21 protein-coding genes and 2 tRNA genes are annotated in these 26464 nt (G+C 41.1%); 16 read left to right on the top strand and 7 right to left on the bottom strand.

Annotation, left to right across the window (positions count from 1 at the left end):
- Positions 1-53 precede the first annotated feature (53 nt).
- The gene (locus B5F08_RS09210; protein ID WP_087378577.1) at positions 54-1571 is read right to left on the bottom strand and encodes an oligosaccharide flippase family protein; all 1518 of its coding nucleotides are present in this window, start codon (positions 1569-1571) and stop codon (positions 54-56) included.
- Positions 1572-1762: 191 nt separating this feature from the next.
- On the opposite strand from B5F08_RS09210, the gene B5F08_RS09215 reads away from it, so the two are divergent.
- Positions 1763-2632 (top strand): DegV family protein, encoded by an 870-nt coding sequence (locus B5F08_RS09215; protein ID WP_330395815.1) that lies wholly within the window; start codon positions 1763-1765, stop codon positions 2630-2632.
- A 39-nt stretch (positions 2633-2671) separates the two neighbouring features.
- Here the strand turns inward: B5F08_RS09215 and B5F08_RS09220 are convergent, their stop codons facing one another.
- The 4 genes from B5F08_RS09220 to B5F08_RS09235 all read right to left on the bottom strand — a co-directional run bounded on the left by B5F08_RS09220 (position 2672) and on the right by B5F08_RS09235 (position 6573).
- Positions 2672-3463, bottom strand: a complete 792-nt coding sequence (locus tag B5F08_RS09220) for an HAD family hydrolase (RefSeq protein ID WP_158096272.1) — start codon at positions 3461-3463, stop codon at positions 2672-2674.
- 36 nt (positions 3464-3499) lie between these two features.
- Positions 3500-5122, bottom strand: a complete 1623-nt coding sequence (locus tag B5F08_RS09225; protein WP_087378581.1) for an amidohydrolase — start codon at positions 5120-5122, stop codon at positions 3500-3502.
- A gap of 17 nt (positions 5123-5139) precedes the next feature.
- Entirely contained in the window at positions 5140-6012 is an 873-nt protein-coding gene (locus B5F08_RS09230) for a hypothetical protein (RefSeq protein ID WP_204245182.1), read from the bottom strand.
- A gap of 138 nt (positions 6013-6150) precedes the next feature.
- Complete coding sequence (locus tag B5F08_RS09235) at positions 6151-6573, bottom strand: DUF6465 family protein (RefSeq protein ID WP_087378583.1); 423 nt, start codon at positions 6571-6573, stop codon at positions 6151-6153.
- Positions 6574-7310: 737 nt separating this feature from the next.
- Here B5F08_RS09235 and mgtE point away from each other — a divergent pair.
- The 9 genes from mgtE to B5F08_RS09275 all read left to right on the top strand — a co-directional run bounded on the left by mgtE (position 7311) and on the right by B5F08_RS09275 (position 15028).
- Positions 7311-8696, top strand: coding sequence for a magnesium transporter (gene mgtE / locus B5F08_RS09240; RefSeq protein ID WP_087378585.1), 1386 nt, complete (start codon positions 7311-7313; stop codon positions 8694-8696).
- 58 nt (positions 8697-8754) lie between these two features.
- The gene (locus B5F08_RS09245) at positions 8755-9831 is read left to right on the top strand and encodes a lipase family protein (RefSeq protein ID WP_158096273.1); all 1077 of its coding nucleotides are present in this window, start codon (positions 8755-8757) and stop codon (positions 9829-9831) included.
- Between the two features lie 16 nt (positions 9832-9847).
- Positions 9848-10816: a D-2-hydroxyacid dehydrogenase gene (locus B5F08_RS09250; RefSeq protein WP_087378590.1), complete on the top strand. Its 969-nt coding sequence runs from the start codon at positions 9848-9850 to the stop codon at positions 10814-10816.
- Between the two features lie 71 nt (positions 10817-10887).
- The gene (locus B5F08_RS13130; RefSeq protein ID WP_158096274.1) at positions 10888-11235 is read left to right on the top strand and encodes a hypothetical protein; all 348 of its coding nucleotides are present in this window, start codon (positions 10888-10890) and stop codon (positions 11233-11235) included.
- Positions 11236-11298: 63 nt separating this feature from the next.
- On the top strand, positions 11299-11577 hold the full coding sequence (spoIIID, locus tag B5F08_RS09255; RefSeq protein WP_087378592.1) for a sporulation transcriptional regulator SpoIIID: 279 nt from the start codon (positions 11299-11301) through the stop codon (positions 11575-11577).
- A 172-nt stretch (positions 11578-11749) separates the two neighbouring features.
- Entirely contained in the window at positions 11750-13048 is a 1299-nt protein-coding gene (locus tag B5F08_RS09260) for a murein hydrolase activator EnvC family protein (protein ID WP_087378594.1), read from the top strand.
- A gap of 149 nt (positions 13049-13197) precedes the next feature.
- A complete protein-coding gene (locus B5F08_RS09265; RefSeq protein WP_087378596.1) occupies positions 13198-14757 on the top strand; it encodes a S1C family serine protease in 1560 nt (519 codons plus the stop codon).
- 109 nt (positions 14758-14866) lie between these two features.
- A tRNA-Asp gene (locus tag B5F08_RS09270) sits at positions 14867-14943 on the top strand.
- 9 nt (positions 14944-14952) lie between these two features.
- Positions 14953-15028: transfer RNA gene (locus B5F08_RS09275), tRNA-Thr, on the top strand.
- Between the two features lie 245 nt (positions 15029-15273).
- Here B5F08_RS09275 and B5F08_RS09280 read toward each other — a convergent pair.
- The gene (locus B5F08_RS09280) at positions 15274-16782 is read right to left on the bottom strand and encodes a Na+/H+ antiporter NhaC family protein (RefSeq protein WP_442856069.1); all 1509 of its coding nucleotides are present in this window, start codon (positions 16780-16782) and stop codon (positions 15274-15276) included.
- 236 nt (positions 16783-17018) lie between these two features.
- Positions 17019-18389 (bottom strand): sodium-dependent transporter, encoded by a 1371-nt coding sequence (locus tag B5F08_RS09285; protein WP_204245183.1) that lies wholly within the window; start codon positions 18387-18389, stop codon positions 17019-17021.
- A gap of 516 nt (positions 18390-18905) precedes the next feature.
- On the opposite strand from B5F08_RS09285, the gene B5F08_RS09290 reads away from it, so the two are divergent.
- From B5F08_RS09290 to B5F08_RS09315, 6 genes are all read left to right on the top strand, one after another.
- Positions 18906-19406 carry a hypothetical protein gene (locus tag B5F08_RS09290; protein ID WP_087378600.1) on the top strand — a complete coding sequence of 167 codons (501 nt, stop codon included), beginning with the start codon at positions 18906-18908 and terminating at the stop codon, positions 19404-19406.
- Positions 19407-20156: 750 nt separating this feature from the next.
- Positions 20157-21995 carry an asparagine synthase (glutamine-hydrolyzing) gene (gene asnB, locus B5F08_RS09295; protein WP_087378602.1) on the top strand — a complete coding sequence of 613 codons (1839 nt, stop codon included), beginning with the start codon at positions 20157-20159 and terminating at the stop codon, positions 21993-21995.
- A 194-nt stretch (positions 21996-22189) separates the two neighbouring features.
- Positions 22190-22735, top strand: coding sequence for an NUDIX domain-containing protein (locus B5F08_RS09300; protein ID WP_087378604.1), 546 nt, complete (start codon positions 22190-22192; stop codon positions 22733-22735).
- A 28-nt stretch (positions 22736-22763) separates the two neighbouring features.
- The gene (locus B5F08_RS09305) at positions 22764-23696 is read left to right on the top strand and encodes a bifunctional riboflavin kinase/FAD synthetase (protein ID WP_087378605.1); all 933 of its coding nucleotides are present in this window, start codon (positions 22764-22766) and stop codon (positions 23694-23696) included.
- Between the two features lie 266 nt (positions 23697-23962).
- The gene (locus B5F08_RS09310; protein ID WP_087378607.1) at positions 23963-25327 is read left to right on the top strand and encodes an NCS2 family permease; all 1365 of its coding nucleotides are present in this window, start codon (positions 23963-23965) and stop codon (positions 25325-25327) included.
- Positions 25328-25815: 488 nt separating this feature from the next.
- Positions 25816-26328: a hypothetical protein gene (locus B5F08_RS09315; RefSeq protein WP_087378609.1), complete on the top strand. Its 513-nt coding sequence runs from the start codon at positions 25816-25818 to the stop codon at positions 26326-26328.
- Positions 26329-26464: the final 136 nt, after the last annotated feature.

Here is a 26464-nt window from a genome sequence, read left to right on the forward strand (position 1 = left end):
TTTATTTTAAATTATATTATTGTTTATTATGAATTTAAATAGAAAACGAATCCCTACCCATGGGTGATTTTATTATTAAAACCATTTTCAGAAACCCTATTTGAAAGGTACACAGCGGCGGTAAATATTAAAATAAAAATAACGCATTTTGTTATTACAAGGAAAAGGCTGTTTTCGCTGTACCGGGGGAGAATTGCGTTTATTATTAAGCCTGAGGAAATCCCCGTTATAACCGGAAAAATAATCCATGAAAAAATTTTCATATCTATATGGGCGACCTTTATGAGCCTTAAAGTGCTGAGTCCGGAATTTAAAATTGCGCTGACATAGCACACAATAATAACGCCTTTTGTTCCCATAAGCGGAAGCAGGGTAAAGGTGAGTATTACCCTTGTCACCGAATCCATAATATTATAAATCAGGTAGTGGAGCTGTTCGTTTAATCCCTTTAACATTCCGTCCACCACATTGTCAAGATACAAAAAGGGAATTATGGGGGACAGGACTTTTATAAAAAAACCAAGGCTTTTATCCCCGTAAATAAGCATAGCTATATCGTCCCCGAAAAATAAAAACATTGTGGCTACGCATATGGAAAAAACAAGGGAGAACCGCATAACACGCTGAGCCATGCGGCTTATTGTGCGGTGGTTTCCTGCAATTTTCGCTTCGCTCATTTCGGGAATCATAAGCATGGCGAAGCTGTATAGAAACACATTGGGAAAAATCAAAACCGGCATAGCCATTCCTGTGATTTTTCCGTACTCCTTTAAAGCCGTACTGCTGTCAGCACCGTATTTTTTAAGACCATAGGGTATCAGCACATTTTCAGCCATTGAAAGTCCCGAGCGCAGACAGGAAGAAAGGGTCACAGGCGTGCCGATAGCCAAAGCCTTTTTTGCAAAGCCCGGGACTTTTTCGCTTTTTCTTCCCAGCCTTTTTACATCGTGGAGATACAAAGCCAGGGAGAAAAAGAAAGAGAAGAACTCAGCCAAGGTTGTTCCCAAAACAACGCCGCAGCAGGCGTATTCAAGACCCATTGGAATAAACCTAAGGCTTACGGTCATAAAAACGCCGATTTCGCAGACCTGTTCCAAAAGCTGTTCCAGTGCGGTTTTAACAGCCTGCCGCCTTGCGAAAAAATATCCCCTTAAACAGGAGGAAGCCGCCATAAAGGGCAGACTTGCGGACAAAACCTTTAAAGACAGAACGCTTCTGCTGTCCTTTAAAAAATATGTGCCTATTTCATTTGAAAAAACAAAAAGGCAGACGCCTACGGCGGCGGACATGATTACGGAAAAAGCCACACACCTTTTTACGGCAAAAAGTGCGCCGGCTTTGTTATCCTTAGCCAAAGTGTCTGTTACAAGTCTTGTGACCGTAAGGGTTATTCCCGAGGCGGCAAAGGTTGCGCTGAAAGAATAAACGGTCATGGCAAGTCCCATAAGACCGATGCCCTCTGCGCCTATTTTTCCCGATATGTAAATTCTGAAAAATACTCCCAGCGACCTTGTGATAAGCGTTATGGCTGTGAGCAGTAAAGCGTTTTTTACAAATATCTCTTTTTTCATAATCCTGCCCCCGATATTTCTTTAGCTTTTTAAATATATGAAATAGACCTGTAAAAAATAACTTTATTTCTTATAAAGAAAAATAAAACTCTCGCTATAGGTTAAAATTACATAAAGAGTTTGGATAAGACAGGAACTTTTTAGTGAAAAATGTTGCAAACAACATAAACTGTAGAAAAAGGAGAAAAATTATGAGCTATATAATTCTTACCGAGTCAAACTGCGACCTGTCGCCGGAGATGATAAAAAAGTGGAATATAGAAGTACTACCCATGCCCTACACAGTGGACGGCAAACCCTATTTGGGATATCCTGACGGCAGGGAAATGAAGATAGAGGAATTTTACCGACTTTTAAGAGAGGGAAAGGAGTCAAAAACCGCCGCTCCTAACCCTGCGGATTTCGTGGAAATGGCAGAGCCATTTTTCAAAGAGGGAAAGGACATTTTGTACATAGGTTTTTCATCGGGACTCAGCAGTACCTGCATAAACGCCAACATGGCGGCGGCAGAGCTTATGGAAAAATATCCCGAGAGAAAATTCTTGGTTGTTGACTCTCTTTGCGCTTCCATGGGTCTGGGACTTTTGACCGTCCTTGCCTGCGACAAAAGGGACGAGGGACTTTCCATTGAGGAAAACGCAAAGTGGGTTGAGGAAAATAAACTGCACCTCTGCCACTGGTTTACAGTAAACGACCTTTTCCATTTAAAGAGAGGGGGAAGAGTTTCCGCAACCTCCGCAATTTTGGGAAGCGCCTTGGGCATAAAGCCTGTTTTGCATGTTGACAACGAGGGACACCTGATACCTGTTTCAAAGGTGAGAGGAAGAAAGCAGTCCTTGGACGGACTTGTAAAAATGATGGCTGAAACCGTAACGGACGCCAAAAACGGCTATGTGTTTATATCCCACGGCGACTGCCTTGAGGACGCAAAGTACGTGGAAAAGCAGATAAAGGAAAAGCTGGGAAGCAAAAAGTTTTACATTAACTTTATAGGAACTTCAATAGGAACTCACTCCGGCCCGGGAACAGTTGCCCTGTTCTTCTTAGGCTCTCAAAGATAAAAAAATACGCCTGAAGCAATTTCGCTTCAGGCGTTAATTTTATTTAATGCGTTCTAAAAGGATTTTCATAACGCCCTCGTCGTTGTTGGAGGGAGCTATGTATTTGGCGGCGGCTTTTATGTCATCGTGGGCGTTTTCCATGGCGTAGCTTTCTTTGCAGACCTTAATCATTTCAAGGTCGTTGTGATAATCTCCGAAAGCCATGGACTCTTCCGGCTTTATGCCGTATATATCCATAATCTTTTTAAGTGCTGTTCCCTTGTTTGTTTCTCGGTTCATAATATCAACCCAGCTGTCGCCGGAAAGCACTGCGGAAAGCCTGCCGTCCGGATTGTTCAGGTGGGCAATGGCTGGGTAAAGCTTTGTTTCCGCCTCTTTATTCAAAAATACCGCAATCTTTAAGATGTTATCATCTTCTATCTGGTCAATGCTTTTCATTTCAAATTTAACCTTGGCGTAATACATCTGAATATTTTTCAGGGCGATGTCGTCAACTGTGGATATGTAGGCGGACTTTGCTCCGCACAATACACAGGCAACGCCCTCGATTTTATGGATTTCCTTTAACAGCTCTTCAACAACGTCCATGTCGATTGAGTCTATAAAAAGAGGTTTTCCCTTTTCAAAAACCACGGCTCCGTTGTCGGCGATGAATATAAAATCCTCCACGTTGTTTGGGAAAGTCTTTATCAGATTAAAATATTGTCTGCCGCTGGCGATTACCATTTTTATGTCCTTGTGGGAAGCGGCGAAACTGCAAAAATCTTTCGGAAGCTCCTTTTTGTCGTTGAGAAGAGTTCCGTCCATATCTGTGGCAACAAGCTTTATCACACACATTCTCCTTCCTTTATCTCCCTAATTATAACATCATATTTTTAAATCTTCAATATCACGGCAGTAAACGGTCTTGCCCTCTTTTATGGTGCAGAGGACTTTCAGGTTTTTCAGCTCCTCATTTTTGCAGGTCAAGGGGTTTTTGTCAAGGATAATAAGGTCGGCTTTTTTGCCCTTTTCGATTGTGCCCTTTTCCTTTTCCTCAAAATACTGATAGGCGGCGTTTACGGTGACGGCTTTTAAAGCTTCGTACACGGGGATTTTTTCTTCCTCGCCTATGCAAATGCCATGCTGTGTTTCCCTAACTACACTGCTCCAGATTGTTTCTACCATATCAGGCTCTATAACCGGCGAATCCTGATGGAATGTGAAAATCATTTTGTTTTTCAATGCGCTTCCCGCAGGGCTTATGTGAGAGCCACGTTCTTTTCCGAAATTTTCAAGGTGGATTTCTCCCCAGTGGTAAACGTGAGCCACAAAGAAAGAGGCGATAAATCCTAAGTCTGCGGCTTCTTTAAGCTGGTCTGTTCCCATAAGCTGACCGTGGACTATAACGGGTCTTATTTTTGAAACCTCACATCCCTGTGATTTAAGCTTTTCTGCGGCTTCAAGGTATTGCTGTACCGCTCTGTCGCCGTTGCAGTGTGCCAAAAGCTGCATGTTGTCATCAAGGGCTTTTTTCAAGGATGAGTAAACAGCCTCATCACTCATTGTGCCGTAGCCGCAGTAATCCTTTGAGTTTTCGTATGGCTTTCTCATCCATGCGGTTCTGCCTTGGGGTGAGCCGTCAAGGAAGATTTTATATCCGCCGATTTTTATGCGGTCTTTGTATTTTCCTTTATGCTCTGAAAACCTTTCCGTAAACCCTTTGCCAGAGTCTATTCCGCAGTAGCATACTGTGTCGAGAAACAATACATTTTCTCTTTTCAGCATTTCATACATTGGCAGAAGCTCTGTGACAGTCATGCCCTCCTGAATGGTTGTGATACCGTAGGAGGCGTATTTTTCCTGGGCTTTGATGTAGGCGTTTTTCATGTCCTCAAGGGAGGGCATGGGAACCTTTTTGCTAAGCTCGATAAAGGCGTTTTCCTCCATGTAGCCGGTGGGAACGCCCTCTTTTTTCTCTATGTTTCCGCCATTGGGAGATTGAGTATTTTTGTCGATTTTTAAAATCTCCATAGCCTTTGAGTTAAAGACGCCCATATGTCCCGAGCGGTGGTGGATTATAACAGGGTAATCCTGTGAAACCTTATCCAGCACAGCGGCTCTGGGGTGGTCTTTTTCCTTGAGAAAATTCTGGTCGTAGCCCTTTGCAACTATCCATTTGCCTTTTTCCGGCTTTTGGGTTTGGATGTAGTTTTTGATTTTTTCGCATATGTCCTCAAAGCACTGCGCATCCTCAAGTGATATCTCTAAAAATGAGGTTGCCACCGATGTGAAATGGCTGTGAGGGTCTATAAAGGATGTCATAAGTGTTCTGCCCTTTAAATCAACCCTTTTGTGGTTTTTAAAGCTTTCATCATTTAATATCTCAGAAAGCTTTCCCACAAAAGAAATTTTTCCGTCAGTCACTGCCACAGCTTCGGGGTTTTCATTTTCTGCCATTGTGATTATGTTTCCGTTATAAAAGATTTTATCGGGGAAAGAATTGTTCATGATTTTGCCTTTCCGGATTATAAATCCGATGAGTTTTCCGTTTCGGGATTTGCCTGTGTTGTTTTGCTGTCGGAGTATTCAAAATGATGTTTTACCACCGGAATAAATCTTCTGGCAAACTTCCCCTTGCCTCTGGTTTTAACATAGAAAAATCCGATAATACTGAACACAACTGCGCCTATGAAATTAACAAAAAGGTCTTTCATTGTGTCAAGAAGTCCTATGTCCAGATAGCCGTTGATTCCCAGAGAGTTTCCGTTTATGGCCGTATCGTGTATATTGTTTACGGCAATAGGCACGTTTATGCCCTCGGGGTTTAAAAGCACAGATGAAAACTGTGTTACGATTGTATCCTTCTGCATGTCCGTGTGGAGAAAAAGGTCGCAGCCGCACTCGAAAAATTCCCATACAACTCCAACTGTCATCGAAAAACAGAAAGCTGTAAATGCAAGGAAAAATGGTGAAAGCTTAAAGGTGAATCTTTCGTTTCGGTTGAAAATATCCACCAGCGCAAAGCCCACAGCGGCGCAGAGAAAACCGTTCATTGTGTGAAGCATTGTGTCCCAGAAGGGGATTTTTGTGTAGTAGCTCTGTATTTCTCCCAGTATTTCTGCCGAGAATATAAACAGCAGGATTATGATTTCCAAAGTGGACGGAAGCTGTATGCCGAAGTTTTTTTCCACAAAGGCGGGAATCATAAAAAGGGCGAGAGCCAAGGTGCACACAAAAAGGTTTTCATAGTTTCCTCTGATTACGGAAACCACCATTGCAAGTATTACAAAAAATCTCAGTGTTATAAAAACTGCAAAGGTGCTTTTGCTTGTTTTGATTTGCTCTAAAAGTCCGTAAAAAAACCTTTCGGACTTTGGCTTCTTTTCTTTTTTGGCCATTTGTTTCTCCTCTCCTTTTATTTATAGAATATGAAAAAAGGGACAGACTTTTCGGTCTGTCCCTGATTCGCAGTGATTAAAAAACCGCAGTATTAAAGGTTAAGATTTCCTCAGAACCTATAGTTCCGAGATGTAAGATTAAATGAACAATACTCTTACAGAACCGGCTTCGCCGTCTGCAACATAGTATGCACGGTTGTCCTCAGGCTTAACATAAATCTTAAGGTCTGTTACGTCTTTGCCGTAGCTGCCCTTAACGAGTCTTACGATTTCTTCGCCGGAAACCTGAACTCCGTTGTACTCAACAAAAATTTCTGTTGTTGCAGCAGGAGCAGCAACTTCAGCTGCCTCTTCTTTCTTAGCAGCTTTCTTAGTTGTAGTTTTCTTTGTTGCAGCCTTTTTTGTTGTTTTCTTAGCAGTTGCCTTTGCAGGAGCAGCAACCTCTTCTACCTTTGTATCAGCAGCGGTAACTGTCTCAACAGCCTCTTCTGCCTTTACAGCTTCAACCTTTGCTGTTTCTGTCTTTGCAGCCTCAGGAGCTGTCTTCTTTGTAGTTGCCATTGGTTTTACCCTCTTTCATTAAAAACTTTCTACTTTTGAATCCACAATTCTTCCTTGAAAATACAGGCCATCCCTAACCTGTTAATATGAATTATATATTTATTTTTTTGTATTGTCAAATCTCTTGTGAATTTTCAGCATTTCCCATAAATTTGCGAACCTTACGGTTTGTTTTTACTGCATGATAACATTATTATTTTGTTGCATATGAGTTTTTTTTCACAAATTCCACGATGACGGTGACTGCCGATAATATTTAACTGAAAAATTACTGATACACTGATTTTTTCGGTGATTTTTGTAAGTTTTTTCAGCAATATTCTTTTATGTGTAAAATACTTAAACACATAAAATTTACCTAAAAATAACGAATGAAAAACAGAGTTTTTACAAAATTCTTAATGTGATGTATAAATATAAAAATCGACCAAAAACCCGGCAAAAATGGATTGTTTCTTAGAAGAAAACACATTGACAATAAAGCCGTGATAGTATAAAATTATTTTGGTGCTTTAGGAACATTATAGAGTTATAAGCGCAAATAAATAAAGTTTTGAAGGGGGATAAAAAATGGACGCTGGAAGTAGTGCAGGCGCTGTTCCCGGGCGAAGTAGCATCGGGAAAAAGCAGACGGATAAGTGTTTTTTGCGTCTGTTTTTTTCTCTTGCCTAATATAACCCGAACGTGTCTTTACTTCCCAAGTTATTTCTTAATCAAAAAGAATGGGAGGAAAAAGAATGGAGAAAGTATCGGTTACAATCACTGAAACAATCAAGGTTCTCTTGGAAGAAAAGAAATTTCGAACCTTGAGAGACATACTTACAACAATGAATTCCGCCGACTTGGCGGCACTTTTTGAAGAGCTTCAGGACGAAAAGATTACATTTCTTTTCAGAATGCTTCCAAAAGAGCTTGCGGCGGAAACCTTCGTCGAAATGGACGAGGATACACAGGAAATGCTCATCCACAGCTTCAGCGACAGCGAGCTTAAAGAAATCGTTGACGAGCTTTATGTGGACGACGCCGTTGATATTATCGAGGAAATGCCTGCAAACGTTGTAAAGAGAATTATCCGTCAGGCAGACCCGGAAACAAGAAAAGAAATTAACGAGCTTTTGAAGTACCCTGAGGACAGCGCAGGTTCAATTATGACAACTGAGTTTGTCACACTGCGCCCGAAGATGACCGCCGAAGAGGCTATCAAAAGAATCAGAAGAACAGGTATCGACAAGGAAACAATTTACACCTGCTATGTTGCCGACGATAAAACCGGCAAGCTTGCGGGAATTATCTCCATAAGAACTTTGCTTATCGCCGAGGATGACGAAGTGGTTGAAGACCTTATGGAAACAAACGTGATTTCCGTAAACACCCTGGACGACCAGGAGGACGTTGCCCATCTGTTTAACAAATATAACTTCCTGGCTTTGCCTGTAGTTGATACTGAAAACCGTCTTGTTGGTATCGTTACAGTTGACGACGCTATCGACGTTATGGAAGAGGAAACCACGGAAGATATGCAGAAGATGGCTGCTATCACACCTACCGACAAGCCTTACTTAAAGGTTGGCGTTATTGAAACCTGGAAAAGCCGTATTCCTTGGCTTTTGGTTTTGATGATTTCCGCAACCTTTACCGGAATGATAATCACATTCTACGAGGACGCATTGGCAACCTCCGTTGTGCTTTCCGCATTTATTCCAATGCTCATGGACACCGGCGGTAACTCGGGAAGTCAGGCTTCCGTTACTGTTATCCGAAGCCTTTCACTGGGCGAAATCGGATTTAAGGACGTTCCGAAAATCATCTTCAAAGAATCGAGAGTTGCCATCCTCTGCGGAGCTGTGCTGGCTGTTGCGAACTTTGCAAAGATGATGCTCATCGACAACATGCTTATGTCAAATCCGGCAGTAACTGTTCCGGTTGCAATGGTTGTTTGTCTTACACTTGTTGTCACCGTTTTTGTTGCCAAGATTATCGGATGTACATTGCCTTTGCTTGCAAAGAAAATCGGTTTCGACCCGGCAGTTATGGCAAGCCCGTTCATCACAACCCTGGTTGACGCAATTTCACTTTTTGTTTATTTCCAGATTGCAACACATCTTCTGGGAATACAGGTTTAAAATTTAATATTAAAGAATTATCTCTTTTGTTCGGGACAAAATACACATGGTGATTTTAATGAAATTAAAACGATGTGCTTTCGGACAAAAGAGATTTGTTTTTAAAAGAAAAATTTCTCCCTCAAAAAGATTTTTTCAGGCTTTTTCAAAAGAGGAGCTGGAAAAGGATACAGACCTTTATTCCGTGGATTTTAAAAGGGCTTTTGCCTTTTCCGCCGTGTCCCTTTGTGCCTATAACGGGGAGAAAATAAAAAACTGCCTTTCCTCCTGCGGTTTTACGGATATAAGGCTTTACAACTACCGTGACAAAAACGGAGTAAAGCCCTGCGCCTTTGCTTTGGGAAAAAGAAAGCTTTCAAATTTTACCCTTGTGATGATTGCCGTAAGCGGAACGGTGAAAAAGCAGTGGTACAGTAATTTCGACCTTGGTGAAAAGAAGTTTCACCGAGGCTTTTACAACTGCTGTTTTGAAATAAAGAAAAACCTTTTGAAATATCTGGAAAAAGAAAAAATATCGGAACAAAATGTCAGGTTTTTCGTAACGGGCCACAGCCGTGGGGGAGCGGCGGCTAATCTTTTAGGTGTGTATCTTTCCGAGAAATACGGCAAGAAAAATGTCTGCTGTATAACCTTCGGTGCGCCAAACGTGGCTTTTTGCGTAGAAAATAAAAAAGATTACGAAAATATAGTGAATTTTGAAAATCAAAACGATATAATAACAGTATGTCCTCCCGGTCAGTGGGGTTTTGGCAAATACGGCAGAATAATTTCTTTGGGAGAAAAGCCGAAAACCGACCTGCGCCGTGATTTTTCCCGCTGCGCATGGGAAATCGCAAAGGACAGAAACGAATATTACAGACAAAGAATAACATCCGAAAAGGGGAAATCCTTTACCCTTTATGAATATTTCCGTGTGCTTGCCGGACTTATGTCGAAAAAATATCCCCTTGGAGAGGTTTCAAGGTTTATGCTTTCAATGAACACAAAGCTTGAGCCTTTGTCAAAGCTTGTGTTGGGTGAGTACGGCGAAAATCCGGAAAACATAAAGCCCCAGGATGTAAACAACCTTGTATGCGTAAAATCCCACATGGGTGAAACCTATTTAAAAAATATACTGGGACTGCTTTCCCAATGAAAGAAGGAATTAAAAAATGAAAATAGTTATAACCGACGCACAGACAATTACAAAAGGGGATATCTCCCTGGACTTTTTAAAAAAATACGGGGAAGTGGTGATATATCCACTGACCTCAAAAGAGGAAATCTCCGAAAGACTCAAGGACGCAGACGCAGTAATCTGCAACAAAACACCCCTGAACAGAGAAACTCTGGCAGGGGCGGAAAAGCTCAAATACATAGGGCTTTTTGCCACAGGCTACAACAATATAGACATTGACTACTGCAACGAAAAGGGAATAACCGTCTGCAACGCCGGAAGCTACTCCACCAACGCTGTTGCCCAGCACACCTTCGCCCTTATCCTTGAGCACTTCACACAGGTTGGAAAGTACAACGATTTTGTACAGCAGGGCGGCTGGAAAAACAGTCCCACATTTTCACCATTTGTATTTGACATAAACGAGCTTTGGGGCAAAACCATAGGTATAGTTGGCTACGGAAGCATAGGAAAGGCAGTGGGAAGAATTGCCCACGCTTTCGGAATGAATATTCTTGCCCATTCAAGAAATTTCAAAGAGGTTGAAAACGGAAAATTCTGTTCCCTTGACCAGCTTCTTCAAAACAGCGACATCGTAACAGTTCACTGTCCGTTAAACAAGGACTCTGAAAAGATGTTTACAAAGGAAACCTTTAACAAAATGAAAAAGGGCGCATTTTTCGTGAACACCTCAAGAGGCGGCGTTCTCTGCGAAGAGGATTTAAAGGAAGCCTTGGAGAGCGGTCAGCTTTCCGGAGCCGGCATAGATGTTTTAGAAACAGAGCCGATGAAGCACGACTGCTGTCTGCTTGGTGTAAAAAACTGCATCATAACACCGCACATTGCCTGGGCACACTACGAAACAAGAATAAGGCTCATGGAAATAGTAGAGCACAACCTAAAATCCTTCATAAACGGAACCCCAACCAACGTCGTTACTTTTATTTCCGGCGTGCAAAAGTAATTTTAAGAAATAAACGTCATTACACGCCGGGCGAAACCTTTTCCTTAATTTTGGGAATGGCTCGCTCTTTGTTGGGTCTGATTGTTTTTATTTCCGACCAGCAAATGCTGGATATAAAATTAACTCCCATTAAACGCCGGGCGAATTTTTTATATCCGACCTGCAAAAGATTACATTGTAATTTAACGCCTGCTCAGGTCGGGCGAGTTTTTTATTTCCGCCTTGCAAAACTTTACTTTAAAAATAAACATTATTTCAAGGCGGGCGAAACCTTTTCCGCAATCTTTGGAACGGTTTGCTCTCGATTGGGTTTTGTTTTGAATATTATAATTTTACAGCTGCGGTTATTTTACCGTGGCTGTTTTTATTATTCTTTTATTGAATTATCTTTAACTATGGAAAAAATAAAAAAGAAATAAAAAATATATAACCGGCATATGATTTAACAACGCATATTACTCAAGGATTGGAGGGTAGTCATTGTGAAAGGCGTTGTTGAAGAACGTGCTGTAGAGCTTGGGGAATACATACTGGAAAACAAGGAGACCGTCAGAGCGGCGGCGAGAAAGTTCGGCATAAGCAAAAGCACAGTCCACAAGGACGTAAGTCAAAGGCTTAAAAAGCTCAATCCGGCTTTGTACAGCGAAGTAAAGAAAATTTTGGATATAAACAAATCCCAAAGGCATATACGTGGCGGTCTTGCCACTAAAAATAAATATTTAAAATTATCCATGTCAAAAAAATCATCAGGCGATATTTGACCTAAACAGCTTAATATAAAGTCTATACTCCGTCAGCAAATTTTTAACAGTGAAAAAATATTTACAAATTTGTAATTTTATTGTATAATGAATTACAATTTAGTCAGTATTTTCGACTTTAAGAGGATTTAAAAGTTTTTATGCCGAAATTCGGCGGTTGACGGAGGAAAAAATGAAGAAGTTCAAAAAATTACTTTGCCTTTTACTGGCTGCTGCCTGCATAACGTCCTTTATTGCATTTAATGCGGCGGCGGTAAGCCAAGACGAGCTTGACGCTTTGGAAGACAAACAGTCCGAGCTTGAAGAGGAGCAGGAAGAGCTTGACAAAGCCATGGAAGAGGCAAAAAAACAAATAGAGGATAAGGAAGCATATCTGGAAACAATCCGTGCTAAAATGGATTCCGTAGAGCAGGAAATCGATACAATGCGAGAGAAAATCCAGCTCTATGAAGAGGAGATAGAAACCCTCAACGCTGAAATTGCTTCAAACGAACAGGAAATTGAAGACGATTACGAGGTTCTCAGAAGCCGACTCAATGCTATTTACAAGTCCGGCAATGCTTCATCCCTGGAAATAATTTTAGGAGCTAAGGATTTTAACGACTTTGTTGACAAGAGCGTTATTGTTGAGGCTGTAGGAAGATTTGATAAAAACCTTATCGACGGCTTGAATGATTCTATAAATGAAAAAAACACACTTATAGAGGAAACTCAAAAAGCAAAAGATGAGGTTACCAAGACAAAGCAGGAACAGGAAGCAAAACTCGATGAGCTGGCACAGCTTGAAACAGAGGGAAAGGCTGTTATAGAAGAGCTTAGAACTCAGGTTGACGGCTATGAGGAAAGAGAAGCTGCCATTGCCGCAGAAAAAGATCAGCTTATGGATGAAATAGCCAAGTGGCATGAGGAATATGTAAAAGAACAGGAAGAACAGAAGAAGGAAGAGGAAAACTCATCCTCCGGCGGTTCATCTGACGGAGATTCTTCATCAGGCGGTTCATCATCCGGTGGCTCTTCAGAGGGCGGCTCATCCTCAGGTGGTTCATCTGACGGCGGCTCTTCATCAGGAGAACCAACAGGCGGAAGTTATCTTTGGCCGGCACCGGGATGTACTGTTATAACCTCATATTGGGGCGATGGCAGAGCACACCAGGGTCTTGATATTGCATGTTACGGAAGCGCATACGGCAAACCTATTGTAGCGGCTGAATCAGGAACGGTTATCAGAGCAAACAAAACCGACGAATGGGGTTCAGGCTGGGGTTATCACATTATGATAGACCACGGCAGCGGATATGCTACCCAGTATGCCCATTGCAGCCAGGTTCTTGTAGATGTAGGCGATTACGTTGAACGTGGTCAGCTTATCGGATATATCGGAAATACGGGAAATTCTTTCGGAGCTCACCTCCATTTTGAATGTTGGTACAACGGCGTAAGATATGACCCGGCTCCTACTTTGGGCTTATAAAATGTAATTTTACAGCGGCGAGGTAAAAAACGCCGCTGTTCTTTTTTGTATATTCAATAACCAAAAGGCTAAAAATCACTGTTATTTTTGGTTTGACCGTGATATAATAAAACAACATGGTAAATTTTTTGAGAAAAGGAGGGTGAAAAATGGAGGAAGAATTTCAGGGCAGTCAAAATCAAACGGAAGATGAAACACAGTTTCAAAAATTTCAAATGATGGATAAACCTTATCAGAGCTTTATCGATAAAAAAGCCAAGATGGGGCAGAAGGAATTTTCCTTTGTACCTCCTAAAAAACACCCGGATGAGAATTTTTCTTTTGAGGAAGAGGAAAAAATCTCGGAAGCTGAAAACATACAACCGGCGGAAAAGCCGCTTTTCCCTCAGGGTGAGAGCTTGCCAAACCCTTACGGAGAAGCTAAATGGCAGAGCTTTAGCCCGGATGTTCCGGATTTTCAGATTCCCACAGTTCAGCCGCCTGTTGCAAGTCAAAGCTTAACGGAAGGCACTGAACAAAATAAAAAAAGCAGGAAAAACACGGGACTTATAATTTTTCTTGCGACAGTGGGAGTTATTTTCTGCGCAGTCGCTGTGGGCTTTGTTGTTCTTACGTATTCCGACGGAAATAATAATTATGAGGAAAATTCCGTTGAAACAACCACCACAGAGGAACAGACATATGAGGAAGAACCAACGGAAAGTTCAACCCAGTACATAGATTATCTCCGTGACGATGTATCAATAGAGCTTGTGCCCCAGACAGTGGACGGAGAGTCCTCGGCGGAAAAGGCCTATGAAAAAATTCTGCCCTCCACCGTGCTTATTGTGACAAATAAAGAGGAGTTAAGCGAAAATATTTCCGAGGTTTACCAGGGAACAGGAGTTGTAATTCACAGCGACGGATATATAGTTACAAACAGCCACGTTGTAGACAATTCCAGGGACAGCCAGGTTATGGTTATAGATAATATGGGAAATATTTCACAGGCGGTTGTTGTGGGCTGCGACCCGGAAACGGATATTGCGGTTATAAAGGTTGACGGTATAGACCTTGAGCCTGCGGAGTTTGCGGAAACCGAGAATCTGAAAGTGGGTCAGGAGGTTGTTGCTCTGGGAAATCCCGAGGGCATATATTTCAGGAACAGCCTTACAAAGGGGATTGTATCAGCCATAAACAGAAAGCTTGACAAGGAAATAACCTATATACAGGTTGACGCCGCCATAAATCCCGGAAACAGCGGAGGCCCTCTGTGCAATATGGACGGTCAGATTATAGGTATAAACACCTCAAAGCTGGCAAAGGAAAATTTTGAGGGCATAGGTCTTGCCATACCCTCCGATACAGTCCGTGAGGTTGCCAACGATATTATAAAATACGGAGAAGCAAGGGAAAGGCTCAGCCTGGGAATTTACGGTTACAGGATTACCGAGGAGGACAGCGAAGAAAGCGGAATGCCTGCCGGAGTTTTGATAGCCGAAGTGATAGAGGAAAGTCCTGCCTATAACAGTGAGCTTCAAGCCGGCGATGTAGTGGTATCAATAGACGGGGAAACCGTGGACAGCGTAGAGGATATCAAAAGAATACTCTATGATAAAAACGACGGAGATGTTATGAAAGTGGGATACATGCGCCCTGTTCAGGACGAGGAAAATGACACCGTCGATTGGGAAGAGCTTTACTGCGAAATAGAGTTATATTATTACTAATATAAAACTCAAAAAAATTTTGGATTTTTTGAAAAAAATGTTTGCAATTTCATTTAACATATGATATAATAAAAAACGGTCAATGACCTGAAGTTATTGCCGTTAAAATGGCCCGGTAGTTCAGTTGGTTAGAACGCTAGCCTGTCACGCTAGAGGTCGACGGTTCGAACCCGTTCCGGGTCGCCATTTTTTTTCGCTGGTATAGCTCAGGCGGCAGAGCGCATCCTTGGTAAGGATGAGGTCGGCAGTTCGAGCCTGCCTATCAGCTCCAGAATTTCAACCACCGATTATGTCGGTGGTTTTTTTGTTGTATATGGAAATAGAAAAGAATAAACACAGTAAAATTATTATTCTATAAAAGAAAACAGCCACGGTAAAACAACCGTGGCTGTAACTGTAATATTTAAAATAAAACTCAACCGGGAGCGAACCATTCCAAATATTAAACCGAAGGTTTCGCCCGACCTGTGCAGGTGTTAATTTCTATGTTAAACCTTTGCAGGTCGGAACCAAAAATCATTTTATGTCGTTCTTTTTGGAAAGATGATTTATAACAAGGAATATTGCTACCAAAAGAACAGCGGAAATCAAAAGGGAAATAATCCAGCTCTTTGTGATACCGGAAATAATATAACCTACTGCGGAAACTGCGGCAACAATCAGAGCGTACTGCATCTGGGTTGAAACGTGGTTGATGTGGTTGCACTGTGCGCCTGCCGATGACATAATTGTTGTGTCGGAAATAGGTGAAATGTGGTCGCCGCATACAGCTCCTGCCAAAACTGCGGATACGGAAATAACCATCATGTTTTGGTCTGTGGAAGCGAACATGTCAATAACTATAGGAACAAGAATAGCAAATGTTCCCCATGATGTACCTGTTGAGAAACCGAGGAAAATAGCGATTGCAAACATGATTACAGGAATGAAAATGCTTGCGCTTGCGTTGTTGCCAACTGTGGTTTTAACGAAATCACTGATTGCAAGCTGGTCGCCCATGCCTTTAAGAGTCCATGCAAAAACAAGGATTGTGATTGCAGGAACCATGAGCTTGAAGCCCTCTACAAGGCTTGACATAAAGTTTCCGAAACGGAGAACTCTTCTTGGGAGATACAAAAATCCCATGAAAATAACTGTTATAATTCCGCCGAAAATAAGGCTCTTGCTGGAATTGCAGTTTGCAAAAGCGTCAACTACGTTTGTAGCTCCGGAAAGGAAACCTGTGTAAATCATTGCGCCAACTGCTGAAATAATGAGAACGATAACAGGAAGAACAAGGTCGATAACTCTGCCTTTTGCGCTGAGGTTCTGAGGCTGAGATTCAGAGCTTTCAATGTCGTCCTTGCCGCTGGTGAAAAGGTCGCCTTTTGCGGCGTTTCTCTCGTGTATCTTCATTTTGCCGAAGTCAATTCCGGTTACAGCTAAGAATACAACGGCGAAAATTGTAAGCAAAGCATAGAGGTTAAATGGGATTGTGTTTATGAAAAGCTGAAAACCTGACATTGAGCTGTCCTCAGGTACGTATGAGTTTACCGCAGCAGCCCAGCTTGAAATAGGTGCGATAATACATACGGGAGCAGCTGTTGAGTCGATTATGTATGCAAGCTTTGCACGGGAAATTTTGTTTTTGTCTGTAACAGGGCGCATAACTGAGCCGACTGTAAGACAGTTAAAATAGTCGTCAACGAAAATAAGACAGCCAAGACCTGTTGTGGCAAGCAATGCGCCTTTTTTGGTCTTTATTCTTTGGCTTGCCCAGTCGCCGTAAGCCTTAGAGCCTCCGGACTTTGTCATAAGAGCAACAACCATTCCCAGAAGAACTAAGAAAATAACAATGTTAAGGTCGATGCTGTCAGCCATTGTGGTGAAAAGTGTGTCAAAGGTTTCCCAAGGATGGAAACCTGCTACAAAAAGCGCACCCAAAAGAACGCCCGCAAAAAGGGAAACATAAACCTCTTTTGTGATAAGGGCAAGGGTAATCGCAAGGATAGGCGGTACTATAGACCACCATGTTCCGATAAACAATTTGTCCAACTCCTAACTTTTTTCATTATATCTATCACGTTCCATATAACAGATATTCATATAGTAAAATAGTTTTGGCAGAATGTCAACAATTTTCTGACTTTTGCGCCATATTTTTTATGTTTTTTAACTTTAATCCTTTTGTTTTAATTTATATGGTAAAAATAAAATCGGACGCACGTTGAATTGTGCGCCCGACGAGATAAAGAAATAAAATTTCTTCATGTAAGCATTTATCAGCCTATGCCGCCGTAAACAATTCCCAGAACAAAAACAAGAATTGTTATAGGCACATAGAAGTATTTTCCCAGCCATCCGAAAATCTTTTTGAGCGGCTTGCTTCTGCCTATGTTAAGCTCTTTGAGAATTTTGTCAAGTCCCAGAATGTAGTAAATTGAGAATGCTCCCAAAACTGCGCCGAATGGAACAACAATGATTGTGATGAAGTCCATCCATGAGCCAAGCTTGCCTTCCTCCTCGATAAATATGCCAACTGCAAATGCTATAGCTGCACAGAGAGCAACAGCTACTTTTCTGTTGAGCTTTAATTTGTGCTGCCAGCTTTCAACAACTGCTTCAAACATATTTATAAGGGAAGTGATTCCTGCGAATGCAACTGAAAGGAAGAACAAAACCGCAAACAGTCTGCCCATAGGCATCTGGTCGAAAATTCCCGGAATTGTGATGAACATGAGAGGCGGGCCTGACTTTGGCTCAATTCCGAATGCGAACACTGCCGGCATAATTGCCAGAGCGGAAAGCATAGCCGCTACAGTGTCGAAAAATGCAGTGCGGACTGAAGCCTTTGTGATGTCCTCTTTTTTGCTGAGGTATGAACCGTAAACTATCATGCCTGAACCGGTGATTGAAAGTGAGAAGAATGCCTGTCCCATAGCCATAACCCAGGTGTCAATCTCTAAAAGCTTTGACCAGTCAGGGATAAACAGGAATTTATATCCGTCTACAGCGCCCGGAAGAAAAGCAACTCTTACAGCAATTATTGCAAACAAAACAAAGAATACAGGCATCATTATTTTGTTTACACGCTCTATGTACTTAACTGCGCCGAAAATAAGGATTATCATTGTTATGATAATTACAGCTGCGTGCCACGGCACACTGCCGAACTCACCGGTTGCCTGTGAGAAATACTCTGAGGTTTGACCGCTTTCAAAAAGCTTGCCTGTTACAGAACCTGCCAAAAAGCGAAGTACCCAGCCGATAATTACCGAATAACCTATGGCGATTCCCAGGGAACCAAAAAGCGGTATCCAGCCCAGAACCTTGCCCACTTTGCCTAAATTGTGTTTGTTTACTTTTCTTTCAGACCAGCATCTTTCGTAAGAACCTAAGGTTCCTGTTCCGGAAAGTCTGCCGATTCCGAATTCTGCGGAAAGTCCCACATAGCCGAAAAGAGCTACGAAAAGAATGTACGGAATTAAGAACGCCGCTCCTCCGTATTGTCCCAGACGGTACGGGAACATCCAAATGTTTCCCAAACCTACAGCCGAGCCAACGCAGGCTATTACAAATCCTATAGAGCTTGAGAAACTGCCGTTTTTGTGCACAAGAGTGTTACCTGCACTCTTGTTATTTTTTGATGACACAAAAGCACCCCCATTAGATTTTTTGGGATTTTTTCTTACAAAAATCCTGTAATGATAAAAAATCCCACGCTTTAGCACTTCAATGGTTTAAATTTTAACAATTTAACCCGACAAAAACTTATTATACTATACTCCCCCCATTATTACAACCCCTTATTTTTTATTTCCGATATGCAATTTTTTTATATCCGACCTGCCAGGGTTTAGCTTTTAAATTGACACCTGCGCAGGTCGGGCGAGACGTTTTTCTTAGTTTTTGGATGGTTCGCTCTCAATGAACTTTTGTTTTTCCGTCTTTGAAATGGCTCGCTTTCGGATTGTTTGTTGTGTAGTTATTCTGTTTTGTTATTTTGTATAATAATTTATGTTATTTTTATATATTGTTACAGAGTGTTTGTTATTATGCACAAGGTAACACGATAAAGTTATAACAAAAAAATTAAAAATAAATTGTATATAATAATTAAACATGGTATAATTAGGTGTAATAAAAAATTTAAAAAGGGGATGAGCTTTATGGAGAAAAAATCAAAGAAAAAATATGTAATTTTCGGCGTTGCCGTTGTTATGATTGCCGCAGTGATTTTTGTTGTATGGAGCGTAACCTCTAATTCCACCCTTAAAAAGGAATGTCCCGCTTTGGAGAAAGGCAAAATTGTAACCGTACATTTTTTTGAAAGCGTTCCGGGAGTTGACATATATACCGATAAAATTGAATTGCCCCAAGAGGAGCTTAGAAGCTTGCTTATTTCAGATGTAAATCTGAAAAGGGCAGAAAAAGACAACTCCATGCCTAATTTGGGTTTTGCGCTGCACGTGTATGAAAACGAGGAAACCTATGAAATTATAATTTCCATTGACGGAGATGTGAGAGTTGCCTCCTATGACAATTTGCAGGACAGCAGAACCTATTGGAAAGACCCGGAGGGAAAGCTTTTTGACGAAATTTATAACCTCTATCTGGAAAACGGCGGAGAGAAAATAGAAGCCGTAGAGGAATATAAAAATAACATGTAATTTATTTCCGACCTGCAAAGGTTTAGCTTTTAAATTAACGTCTGCACAGGTAGGGGCGAGACGTTAGTTTTTGAAATTACAATGGCTATGTCACATTTAGTTTTGTGGCATAGTCATTTTTATTATGATGTTTTAAAAATAAAACCAAACCGCAGGGGTGGATTGAATTGATTTAATGAAAAATTATTCCATAAAAGAAAAATAAAAAATAATATTGCAAAGGGTGTGGGGGTGTGATATACTTCTAATAAGTATATATAGTTAAAATAAATATATAAAATATAAAGCTAAATGAGAGCGCACCATTCCCAAAACTGTGGAAAAGGCTTCGCCCGCCTTGTGATGATGCCTATTTCTAAGCTAAACCTTTGCAAGGCAGAACTAAAAAAACAAAAGTTAATTGAGAGCGAGCCATTCCAAAGACTGCGGAAAAGGTTTCGCCCGCCTTGAAATGATGTTAATTTCCAAGCTAAAGTCTTGCAAGGCGGAACTAAAAGACTCGCCCGACGGAAAACGGAAGCTAATTTCAAGCTTAACCTTTCCTTGCCGGAACTAAAATACAAAAGTTCATTGTGAGCGAGCCATTCCCAAAACTGCGGAAAAGGTTTCGCCCGCCTTGAAATGATGTTAATTTCCAAGCTAAAGTCTTGCAAGGCGGAACTAAAAGACTCGCCCGCCTTGTGCTGACGTTCATTTCTAAGCTAAACCTTTGCAAGGCGATTATAAAATAAAAAAGGAGAAGAATAGTGTATGTGCGGAATTTGCGGATTTACAGGAGAAGTTATTGACCGTAACGAAACAATACATAAGATGACGGAAGTTATCACACATAGAGGTCCGGATTCTGACGGATTTTTTCTGGACGATAGAATTTCAATGGGTTTCCGCCGTCTGAGCATTATAGACCTTGAGGCAGGAAGCCAGCCTATTTATAATGAAGATAAAAGCCTTGTACTTACATTTAACGGAGAAATTTATAACTACCGTGATTTGAGAAAAGAGCTTATCGCCGCAGGCCATAAGTTCTATACAGAAACAGACAGTGAAACACTTATCCACGGCTTTGAAGAGTGGGGAACAGACCTTTTGAATAAGCTTAGAGGTATGTTCGGTTTCGCTATCTATAATAAAAAGGATGGAAGTGTGTTTATTGCAAGGGACTTCTTCGGAATAAAGCCAATGCACTATACACTTATTGACGGTGAGTTGGTTTACGGCTCTGAAATAAAGAGTATTCTCTGCCACCCGAAATTTGTTAAGAAATTCAATACAAGAGCGCTGGATACATATCTTTCTTTCCAGTATGCAGTTCCGCCGGAAACTTTCTTTGAGGGTGTTTACTGCCTGCTTCCCGGTCACTATATGTGGTATAGGGACGGCAAGGTGGAAACCACAAGATATTTTGAAGCAAGATTTAACCCGGACGAAAGCCTTACAGAGGAACAGGCTGTTGACGAGATTGAAAAGGTTTTTGAAAATTCCGTTAATGCCCATAAGATTGCAGACGTTGAGGTTGGATGCTTCCTTTCCAGCGGCGTTGACTCAAGCTATGTTTCCACATATTTTGCAGACCAGAAAACCTTTACAGTTGGTTTTGACTTCGGTCTTAAATACAATGAGATAAGCTGGGCACAAAGACTCAGCGAGAAGATAGGCGTTGAACACCACACAAAGATTATCGGAAGCGAGGAGTTCTGGGACGCAGTTCCAAAGGTTCAGTATCATATGGATCAGCCACTTGCTGACCCCTCATGTATCGCTTTGTACTTTGTATCGAAGCTTGCTTCCGAGTATGTAAAGGTTGTACTTTCCGGAGAGGGCGCAGATGAGCTGTTCGGCGGATATACAGTTTATAACGACCCACGTGTGTTTAAGGTTTATCAGACAATAGTTCCCTACTGCGTGAGAAGAGGAATTTATAAGCTTGTTTCAAAGCTTCCTGATATAAAGGGACGTGACTATCTTATGAGAGCCACCCACCCGCTGGAGGAAAGATTTATCGGAAACGCTTTCATGTACAATATGAAGGAAAAGCAGGAGATTTTGAAAGACCCGTCAATCGCTACACGTCCTCAGGATATCACAAAGAAATTTTACGATAGAGTTAAGGACTACGACGACGTTACAAAGATGCAGTACCTTGACATAAATCTTTGGATGGTGGGAGATATTCTCCTTAAAGCCGATAGAATGAGTATGGCAAACTCCTTGGAGCTTAGAGTTCCTTTCCTTGATAAGGAAGTTTTCAGGGTTGCTTCAAAGCTTCCAACAAGACTGAGAGTTAATAAGCACAATACAAAATATGCAATGAGAAAAGCCGCCCAGCGTCATATGCCGGAGGAAACAGCGGAAAAAGAGAAGCTCGGTTTTCCTGTTCCAACAAGAGTATGGCTTCGTGATGAGAAGTACTACAACGTGGTTAAGGATATGTTCAACAGCGACATTTCAAAGAAATTCTTTAAGCCGGAACAGCTTATTGCATGGCTTGACGAGCACTACAGCGGCAAAGAGGATAACAGCCGTAAGGTTTGGACAATTTATGTTTTCCTTGTATGGTATAAGATTTATTTCGGCGAGGATGAGAAATAATTTTTATAATCATAAATAGTTATAAAAAATAAAACACCGCCGTATGGACGGATTAAATAGAACAAAAATTAAATTAAATGAGAGCGAGCTATTGCAAGTAATAAAGCGAACGTCTCGCCCGACCTGTGCAGGTGTTTATTTTTTATATTTTTACCTTGCAGGTCGGAAATAAAAATAAAAGGAGGTAATAAAAGATGGATTTGGAAGAAAAGAGAGTCGGTACAACGGAAATTTATGACGGAAAAATTATTCATGTTTTTGTAGACGACATTGAACTGCCAAACGGAGAACCGGCAAAAAGAGAAATTGTGGCTCATCCGGGCGGCGTAAGCATTGCTGCGCTGACAGATGAAAACGAGCTGCTGTTCGTAAGACAGTTCCGTTATCCCTATAAGGAGATAACACTGGAGCTTCCTGCCGGAAAGCTTGAAAAGGGACAAAATCCCCTTGAAAACGGCAAGCGTGAGCTTATGGAGGAAACAGGCGCTACCGGTTATAACTATATGTCTTTGGGAAAAATTTACCCCACACCGGGATACTGCACCGAGATTATTCATCTTTACTGCTGCCGTGTTGAGTCTTTCGGAAACCAGCACCTTGACGAGGACGAGTTCCTAAACTTTGAAAGAATACCTCTTGATAAGGCTGTTGAGATGGTTCTCAATAACGAAATTCCCGACGCAAAAACTCAGATTGGAGTTTTGAAAACGGCTCTCCTTTTAAAATCAGGAAAGATTTGATTTAAGGATTATTAAAAAGGTTGGTATAATGAAAATAATCAAAACTTTTGAAAATAAAGAAAAAAATCCCACTGCTGTAGCTCTGGGATTTTTTGATGGGGTTCATTTGGGACACCAAAAGGTAATTTCACAGGCGGTAAACTGTAAAAAGCAGGGACTTGTGCCAACGGTTTTTACCTTTTTGGATATGCCCTCGGCAAAAATTAAGGAAAGAAGCCCGGGACTTTTGACCACAAATTCCGATAAGGCTGTTATTATGGAAAAGCTGGGCGTAAAGGTTTTGTATGCCGTTGACTTTAATTCCGTAAGGGATATGTCAGCATCTGATTTTGTGGAAAAAATACTTTTTGAAAAGCTCAATGCAAAAAAGATTTTCTTCGGTGAAAATTACCGCTTCGGCAAAAACGCAGAGGGAAATAAGGATTTCCTTTTTGAAAACTGCTCCAAATACGGAATAGAACCGGTTGTTGTTCCTGCGGAAAATTTTGAGGGACAGCCGGTAAGCTCCACACGCATAAGGGAATGTATAAGAAACGGCGACGTTTTGACAGCTTCAAAAATGCTGGGCAGATATTTCGGAGTGTCACAGACCATTGTTGCCGGAAATAAAATCGGAAGAACAATGGGAACCCCTACAATAAATCAGCAGGTTCCGCCGGGAGGAGTTCTGCCGAAATTCGGAGTTTATGCTTCGGCGGTGACGGTAAAGGGGAAAACCTACTGCGGAGTTACCAATGTGGGAGTAAAACCCACGGTTGGTTCAAAAATCCCCCTGTATGAAACCTGGATAATAAATTTCAGCGGCGATATTTACGGGGAAATGGCGGAAACCCTTTTGCTGGACTTCATAAGACCGGAGAAAAAATTTGAAAACCTTGACCGTTTGAAAGCGGAGATTTTCCAAAACGGAATACAGGCTCAGAAAATTTTTAAAAGCGTATTTAATTCAAAGAAAAAATAACCTTTTAGCAACCGGTAAATTATGTAAAAATCTCATTTGAAATCTTCTTTGTATCTTGAAAAATCTTGATATAATTTGAAGTTTAACGGATTAAAACATCAAAAAATAATTGACATTCCTTTTGTGTGCTGTTAATATTAAAGTGTACGATTGGTGACGTAATTTAAAAAATAAAGTGAAAACAATCAGCTCTGTGACTAATAGGGCTGATATTTTACTTTAAAACGTCATCCTTTAGAAAAATTTTACTCGGAGGAATGTTCAAGATGGAAAAAATTTTCAGACTGAAAGAACACGGAACCGACGTAAGAACAGAAGTCATTGCAGGTATTACTACATTTCTGTCAATGGCTTATATTCTTGCAGTAAACCCTGGTATGCTGGCAGCAGCAGGAATGGATCAGGGTGCGGTTTTCACAGCCACAGCGGTTTCCGCTGCATTTGCCACACTTTTGATGGCATTTTTGGCAAACTATCCGGTTGCACTTGCTTCCGGTATGGGTCTTAACGCTTACTTTGCATATTCAGTATGTCCAATGCTTGCAGAGCAGGGCATAACAGACCCTTGGCAGGTTGCTCTCACCGCTATTCTCGTAGAGGGTATTATATTTATTATCCTTTCAATTTTCAAGTTCCGTGAATCACTGGTTAACTCAATTCCAAAAAACCTCAAGCTTGGTATTACAACAGGTATCGGTCTTTTCATAGCTATTGTAGGACTTAAAGGTGCAGGAATTGTTGCAGACGATGCAAGCAACTTGGTTGGCATGGGTAAAATGTCAACTCCTCAGGTTGTTTTGGCTTTGGTAGGTTTCCTTATTATCGCAATTCTCACACACTACAAGGTTAAAGGTGCAATCCTTATCGGAATTATAGTTACATGGCTTTTGGGAATTGGCGCACAGCTTACAGGATGGTACGATGTAACTGTAAATCCTTCACTTATTCCTAATTTCAGCGTGGAGAATATTCTCCCTCCAAGCCTTGCACCTACATTCTTTAAATTTAATTTTGAATTTATGACTCAGAATGTTCTTCAGTTTGCAATTATTGTTTTTGCTTTCCTCTTTGTTGACCTTTTCGACACAGTAGGAACTTTGGTTGGCGTTGCCTCAAAGGGAAATCTTCTTGATAAGGACGGCAATCTTCCAAAGGCAGGTAGAGCACTCATGAGCGACGCTATCGGTACAGTTGCCGGTGCAGTTTTGGGTACATCAACAGTTACAAGCTATGTTGAGTCCACTGCCGGTGTTGCAGAGGGCGGAAGAACAGGTCTTACAGCAGTTGTTTCCGCAATCGGATTTATCCTTGCTCTCTTCTTCTCACCGATATTCCTTGCAATCCCAAGCTTTGCTACAGCTCCTGCACTTGTTTTCGTAGGACTTCTCATGATGTCCTCTGTAAAGGACATGGATTTGACAAGCGACGCCGCTGACATGGCTGGCGGATTTTTGGCAATCATCATGATGCCTTTCACAAGCTCAATTGCAAACGGTATCATGTTCGGTATCCTTGCATGGGTTATCATCAGACTTTTCCAGGGCAAATTCAAGGAAATTCACCCTGTTATGTACGTTGCCGGTGCACTTTTCGCTCTCAGAATCTTCATGCTCGTAATGGGCTGGAACTGATTTTTAGTTCCGCCTTGCAAAGGTTTAGCTTGGAAATAAAGTTCGTTTCAAGGCGGGCGAGACGTTCCACAAAATCTTTGGAGTGGTTCGCTCTCGGTTAGGGTTGATTATTTTTATTTCTGGCGTGCAAAGTGAGGATATAAAAATTGACTTCCGTTACAGGTCGGGCGAGTTTTTTATTTCCGACCTGCAAGGTAAAAATATAAAAAATAAACACCTGCACAGGTCGGGCGAGACGTTTTCCTTAATTTTGGGAATGGTTCGCTCTCGGTTGCGTTTTATTTATATTTGAATTGTTACAGCCACGGTTGTTTTGACCGTGGCTGTTTTTTTCTTTTGCGGAACTATAAATTTACACCACACCAACGATTTATTATAAAACAAACTTATTTTTTATAAAAATATTTTATTTTTAAAACTAGCATGGTATAATAAAGAAAATAATATATATAAAAACATTTTATTATTTATGAAAGAGGTGGTGTTTTATGAAAAAAACTAAAAATGTTTTGATTATTCTTTTGGCGGTTTTTGTGTTGGGAGTTTTTGCTTCCGGCTGTTCGGAAAAAATGACTTCGGAAAAGCTTGATTCTCTTCCAACGGACTACAACATTGAAAATGCGGAGAAGGACGGTTTTATTGTAATCAATTCAAAGTCAAACGACGCACAGATTAAGGAAATTGAAAACTTCATAAAAGACGCCCTTTCAGGAAAGAATGAGGGCGAAAGCATCTACATTATAAACGAAAACAAAGAGGTCACCGTTTTTACAGGTCAAAAGGTATGCGTTTCATCTTATGTTTTCGACATAAAGGAAAACTGCATGACTGAAAATCCCCAGCTTTATTTCAGGTGGGGAAAGAGAACCACTGAAAACGGCGACACAGAATTTTACGTTTATTCCACCCAGGAGGATGTGGACAAGGGATATATGTTCAATATATTTTTACAGAACATATTCTCCGAGGTAAATGAGAAAACAGTATATTTCCATAATTAAAAAACAGCGGCTTCAAAACTGAAGCCGCTCAGCCTGTCGAAAAAGCTCAGCTTTCGCTGGGCTTTTTTCGATAAAAGTGGTAAAATAGAAGCAGGTGATAAAAATGATAGAGAAAAACAGAAAAAACAGAGAGCAA

This window comes from Anaeromassilibacillus sp. An172, from assembly GCF_002160515.1.
In the GTDB taxonomy this organism is placed as follows: Bacteria; Bacillota; Clostridia; order Oscillospirales; family Acutalibacteraceae; genus Limousia; species Limousia pullorum.

Coding starts and splice junctions, on each gene's coding strand:
- B5F08_RS09210 (WP_087378577.1), bottom strand. CDS start 1,571: ATGAAAAAAGAGATATTTGTAAAAAACGCTTTACTGCTCACAGCCATA.
- B5F08_RS09215 (WP_330395815.1), top strand. CDS start 1,763: ATGAGCTATATAATTCTTACCGAGTCAAACTGCGACCTGTCGCCGGAG.
- B5F08_RS09225 (WP_087378581.1), bottom strand. CDS start 5,122: ATGAACAATTCTTTCCCCGATAAAATCTTTTATAACGGAAACATAATC.
- B5F08_RS09230 (WP_204245182.1), bottom strand. CDS start 6,012: ATGGCCAAAAAAGAAAAGAAGCCAAAGTCCGAAAGGTTTTTTTACGGA.
- B5F08_RS09235 (WP_087378583.1), bottom strand. CDS start 6,573: ATGGCAACTACAAAGAAGACAGCTCCTGAGGCTGCAAAGACAGAAACA.
- mgtE (WP_087378585.1), top strand. CDS start 7,311: ATGGAGAAAGTATCGGTTACAATCACTGAAACAATCAAGGTTCTCTTG.
- B5F08_RS09245 (WP_158096273.1), top strand. CDS start 8,755: ATGAAATTAAAACGATGTGCTTTCGGACAAAAGAGATTTGTTTTTAAA.
- B5F08_RS09250 (WP_087378590.1), top strand. CDS start 9,848: ATGAAAATAGTTATAACCGACGCACAGACAATTACAAAAGGGGATATC.
- B5F08_RS09260 (WP_087378594.1), top strand. CDS start 11,750: ATGAAGAAGTTCAAAAAATTACTTTGCCTTTTACTGGCTGCTGCCTGC.
- B5F08_RS09265 (WP_087378596.1), top strand. CDS start 13,198: ATGGAGGAAGAATTTCAGGGCAGTCAAAATCAAACGGAAGATGAAACA.
- B5F08_RS09290 (WP_087378600.1), top strand. CDS start 18,906: ATGGAGAAAAAATCAAAGAAAAAATATGTAATTTTCGGCGTTGCCGTT.
- asnB (WP_087378602.1), top strand. CDS start 20,157: ATGTGCGGAATTTGCGGATTTACAGGAGAAGTTATTGACCGTAACGAA.
- B5F08_RS09300 (WP_087378604.1), top strand. CDS start 22,190: ATGGATTTGGAAGAAAAGAGAGTCGGTACAACGGAAATTTATGACGGA.
- B5F08_RS09305 (WP_087378605.1), top strand. CDS start 22,764: ATGAAAATAATCAAAACTTTTGAAAATAAAGAAAAAAATCCCACTGCT.
- B5F08_RS09310 (WP_087378607.1), top strand. CDS start 23,963: ATGGAAAAAATTTTCAGACTGAAAGAACACGGAACCGACGTAAGAACA.
- B5F08_RS09315 (WP_087378609.1), top strand. CDS start 25,816: ATGAAAAAAACTAAAAATGTTTTGATTATTCTTTTGGCGGTTTTTGTG.